This window comes from Intrasporangium sp. (genome assembly GCF_032907665.1).
Lineage (GTDB): Bacteria > Actinomycetota > Actinomycetes > Actinomycetales > Dermatophilaceae > Intrasporangium.
Genome location: NZ_JAJJPG010000197.1, coordinates 1 through 4,687 on the forward strand (window position 1 = coordinate 1; position 4,687 = coordinate 4,687).

Here is a 4,687-nt window from a genome sequence, read left to right on the forward strand (position 1 = left end):
AGCCGAGCCCGCGGCCCGCGCAGCCGAGCCCGCGGCCCGCGCAGCCGAGCCCGCCCCGTCGCACGCCGGCGTTGCCGCGCACGCTAGCTCAGCGGCATACGACACGGTCTTTGACCTCGAGGCGGCCGAGCCCGGGCGGCAGGCGACGTCCGAGCCACCCGCGCCCGGCACGTGGAGCCCGGTGCCGGTGCCCACCCCGACCTACGCGATGAAGGCCAAGGCGGAGCCGCGCTACACCGCCGACGGGATCCCGGCGGACGTCTTCGACACGCCGGAGTTCGCCGACGAGGCCGACGAGCTCGACGACCGGGCGCTCTTCGCGCGCCGCGCCGTCAGCCAGTAGCGCGGACCGCGCCTGCCGCACCCGCTCAGCCCCGAGAGGTCAGGCGTTGGCGGGCGCGGATCCTTCGTCGGCCGACTCCTCGAGCTCATCCTCGAGCTCGGCCTCGGACTCCTTCATGAGCAGGTGCCGGCCCACCGCGTTGAGCACCGCGGCGAACGGCACCGCCGCGAGCGCACCGACGATGCCCGCGATCTGCGAGCCGGCGGCGATGGCGAGGATGACCGCGAGGGGGTGGACGCTCACCGCCTTGCCGAGCAGGAGCGGCTGCAGGACGTGCGACTCCAGCTGTTGCACGCCGATCACGACGGCCAGCATGATGAGCGCCACGCCGAAGCCCTGCGCGACGAGCGCGAGGAGGACCGCGACGGCACCGGAGAGCAGGGCGCCGACGATCGGGATGAAGGCGAAGAGGAACACGAGCACACCGATCGCGAACGCGAACGGCACCTTGAGGATCGCGGCGCCGACCGCGATGCCCACCGCGTCGACGAGTGCAACGACGATGGTCGCCCGGACGAACGCCGACAGCTGGTCCCAGGCGATCTGCCCGGAGGAGTCGACGCGGGGGCGGGCCACGCGGGGGAAGAGCCGCACGACCCAGCTCCAGATGCGCGGGCCGTCGTAGAGGAAGAAGAAGAGGGCGAAGAGCGCGATGAAGATGCCGGCGACGAAGTGGGTTGCCGTCAGGCCCACGTTGGCGGCGGTCTGACCGAGGTTGCCGGAGCTGCTCACGCTGTCCCGGAAGCTCTCGAAGTAGCCGTCGAACTCCGAGTCGGTGATGTTGAACGTCGTGCGCAACCAGTCGCGGATCTGCTCGAGACCGGCGGCGACCTGCGCCGTCACCTCCGACAGGCCACTGCTGAACTGCTGCCCGATGAGGGTGAAGAGGGCGCTGACGAGAAGGATGACCCCGACCACTGTGGTGCCGGCCGCGGCGCCGATGGGCATGACCCGCGCGAGTCGCCGGCTGATCGGCTCGAGCATCGCCGCGAGGAGGACCGCCACGAGGAGTGGGACGACGATCTGCGAGAACTCGCGCAGGAGGAGCGACCCGACGTAGACGGCGACACCGATGACGAGCAGGCGCAGGGACCACTCGCTCGCGGCGCGCACCGCGGGAGGCACCGCCGAGTCCCGACGGGAGTCTCTCGCGGGATCGCGGGACGGGTCGGTGGAGCGGGGCTGGATCGCGTTGTCGGTCACGAGGACACGGTATGCCGCTCAGCTCGCTCCCGTGGCCAGGTGTCGTCGGTTACGTGGTCCGGGGCCGCTCGTGGAGACGCTCGAGCAGGGCGACGGCGTCATGCGGGGCGTAGCCCTTGGCGTCGTTGTCGAAGTACACGTAGGTGTCGTGACCGTCGTCGAGCCAGCGGCGGACCTGGGCGGCCCAGCGGTCGAGCGACTCCTCGGTGTAGCCGCTCGCGTAGAGCTCGGACTCGCCGTGGAGGCGGACATAGCGGAAGTCGCTCGTCGCGTCGTGCATCTGCGGCCACCGTCCGGCGCTGTCGGCGACGACGGTGCAGATGTCGTGGTCGGCGAGGAAGGCCCGCGCCTCCGCAGTGTCGAAGCTCTCGTGCCTCGGCTCGAGGGCGTGCCGGATCTGCCGATGGCTGAGCGCTGTGGTGACGGCCCTGTCGTCGGGGACCTTGTCGTCGTGGCTTCCGGCCAGTTCGGCGGCAGCCGTGGTGCTGCGCGGCAGCAGTGCGAAGAAGGCGCCGAGCCGATCGGGGTCGAAGCGGGTCCGCTCGGGCAGCTGCCAGAGGATCGGCCCGAGCTTGTCACCGAGGACGAGAACTCCCGAGGCGAAGAAGTTCGCGAGCGGGGTCTCGACGTCGCGAAGCTGCTTGAGATGCGTGATGAAGCGGCCGCCCTTGACGGCGAAGACGAAGCCGTCCGGGGTGGCGTCGCGCCACGCCGCGTAGGAGGAGGGCCGCTGGAGGGAGTAGAAGGAGCCGTTGATCTCGACGGAGCTCATTCGCTCAGCCGTGTAGGCCAGCTCGTCCTTCTGTCGCAGCCCACGTGGGTAGAAGTCGCCGCGCCACCGGGGGTACCGCCACCCCGACACCCCGACGAACGCTCGACTCATGCTCCGAGGCTAGTGCGGGCTCACCTCCTTCCTCGGGACGCGGCGCGACAGGGCTGGCTGAGCCGACGCCGAATCTCGGTCGCTCACGAGCGCAGCCGCCGATACGATTTCCCGCCGTGCCCTGCCGCTCGGGTCGACGGGGCCTGAGGCAGCTGTGCCGGGACCGGGCGGCGCCGCGAGAGAAGGGATCTGCTCATGTCCAGCCGTGAGTCCGCGTCCGTTCCGGTGACGTCGGAGCGCCTCGCCTTCGGCGTCGCTGTCGTCGGGGGACCGACCACCGTCATCGACGTCGCCGGCCACCGTCTCGTCTGCGATCCGACGCTCGACCCGCCGACGGACTACGGCTACCTGCGCAAGCTCGTCGGCCCCGCCGTCGACGAGGGCGCGATCGGCAACGCCGACGTCGTGCTGGTCAGCCATGACCTCCACCCCGACAACCTCGATGTCGCGGGTCGCGAGTTCGCCCTCCGGGCGCCCGTCCTGCTCGCCCCGCCGACTGCTGCGCGACGTCTGGGACAGCCGTCGACCCCCCTGGACCCGTGGTCCACCTGGGAGGCACCTGACGGGCGGCTCCGAGTGACGGGGGTTCCTGCCCGCCACGGCCCGGCCGACGCGGAGCTCAATGACGAGGGATTCGTCAACTGCGAGGTCATCGGCTTCGTCATCGAGGCGGACGGAAGCCCGACGACCTACGTCAGCGGTGACAATGCGTCGCTGGAGATCGTCCGCGAGATCCGCGAGCGCATCGGTGCCATCGACTGCGCCGTCCTCTTCGCAGGCTCGGCGTCGGTGCCGGCCAGGTTCGGCGGGAGGCCACTGACTCTCACGGCGGAGCGGGCCGCCGCCGCCGCGGAGGTTCTCGGGTCACCACGCGTGGTCGTCGCCCATCAGCAAGGATGGGGACACTTCACCCAAGGCGCCGAGGACACCCGCGCGGCGTTCCTCGCAGCTGGCATTGCGGACCGCCTGTGCGACGCGCCGCTCGGCCACTGGTGCCTGCCGGTGACCTGATCCGAGGTCGTGGACAAGGAGAGCGGGATGACAACCCAGCAGTGGTCAGCGCGTGAGACGGTGCAGAGAGTGGCCGGCGGTGCGGCCAGTGTCCGGCAGGTCGCGGTCGAGACCGCTGCGCGAATCACACGTGTGGACGGCGCCCTTCGCTCCTTCGTGCACGTCGACGAGCAGGAGCTGGAGGCCGAGATCTCGCGAGTCGAGTCTCTCGCACCACCCGCGGGCACGAGCCCGCTCCGTGGTCTTCCCGTGGCGATCAAGGACCTCATCGACACGCGCGGACAGCTGACGACCTACGGCTCGCCCATCTATGCCGGCCACCAGCCGGATGCGGACGCGGAGGTCGTGCACCGACTCCGCGCGGCTGGGGCGATCGTCGTCGGGAAGACCGTGACGACCGAGTTCGCGCTGTTCCAGCCACCGCCGACCCGCAACCCGCACGACCCCGCACGGACCCCGGGAGGATCCTCGAGTGGATCGGCGGCCGCGGTCGCCGCCGGCCTGGTGCCGGTTGCCCTCGGCACCCAGACGGCCGGTTCCGTCATCCGGCCGGCGTCCTACTGCGGCGTGGTGGGGTTCAAGCCCACCTACGGGCTCATCAGCACGTCCGGGGTGAAGCCGCTCAGTCCCAGCTTCGACACCGTGGGCCTGTTCGCTCGCGACGTGTCGGACGTCGCGCTCGTCTTCGCTGCCATCCGCGCCGACAGTGTGGGCACTGCGGGCACTGTGCCCGGCGCTGGCGGTCCCGGCGGTCCGGCCACCCATGGAGGCGTTCCCGTGGTCGGCATCTGCCGCACCCCGCGCTGGGGGGACGTCGACGCGGAGGCCAGGGCCGCCTTCGACGCGTTGGTCGAGACCCTGTCAGCGATGCCCCAGGTGCGGATACTCGAGGAGGTCGACCTCCCCGACCTGGCCGAGATCGCGGAGGCACACGCCGTGGTCATGGAGCGGGAGGCCCTCGTCGCCCTGCACGACGAGCACACGCACCATCCTGACTCCCTGTCCGCGTCGCTCCGTGAGTACCTCGACCGGGCGTCCTCCCGGACAGACGCGGAGGTGGCGGCGGCAGAGGCACTGATCGACCGGCGACGCCGTGAGCTCGGTGACCGCCCCGGTGGCGCCGACTTCCTGCTCACACCCGCGACGTCGGGAGTGGCACCACCGGCGGACTCCACGGGCGACCCGTGGTTCTGCCGCCCCTGGACGGCACTGCACGTCCCGGCGATCAGCCTGCCGCTCCTTCGTGG

At 71.2% G+C, this 4,687-nt stretch carries 4 protein-coding genes and 1 pseudogene; 3 read left to right on the plus strand and 2 right to left on the minus strand.

Annotated features, from left to right (window positions below; all coding sequences use genetic code 11):
- Window positions 1-343, plus strand: a pseudogene (locus LOY02_RS17945) (hypothetical protein); the annotation flags it as partial.
- A 39-nt stretch (window positions 344-382) separates the two neighbouring features.
- Here LOY02_RS17945 and LOY02_RS17950 read toward each other — a convergent pair.
- Both LOY02_RS17950 and LOY02_RS17955 read right to left on the minus strand, forming a co-directional pair.
- Window positions 383-1,546 carry an AI-2E family transporter gene (locus LOY02_RS17950; RefSeq protein WP_317183735.1) on the minus strand — a complete coding sequence of 388 codons (1,164 nt, stop codon included), beginning with the start codon at window positions 1,544-1,546 and terminating at the stop codon, window positions 383-385.
- Between the two features lie 49 nt (window positions 1,547-1,595).
- Entirely contained in the window at window positions 1,596-2,429 is an 834-nt protein-coding gene (locus LOY02_RS17955) for a DUF72 domain-containing protein (RefSeq protein WP_317183736.1), read from the minus strand.
- A 195-nt stretch (window positions 2,430-2,624) separates the two neighbouring features.
- On the opposite strand from LOY02_RS17955, the gene LOY02_RS17960 reads away from it, so the two are divergent.
- Window positions 2,625-3,440 (plus strand): MBL fold metallo-hydrolase, encoded by an 816-nt coding sequence (locus LOY02_RS17960; RefSeq protein ID WP_317183737.1) that lies wholly within the window; start codon window positions 2,625-2,627, stop codon window positions 3,438-3,440.
- A 27-nt stretch (window positions 3,441-3,467) separates the two neighbouring features.
- Window positions 3,468-4,687 (plus strand): amidase (locus LOY02_RS17965; RefSeq protein WP_317183738.1); only part of this gene is annotated, 1,220 nt, incomplete at its 3' end.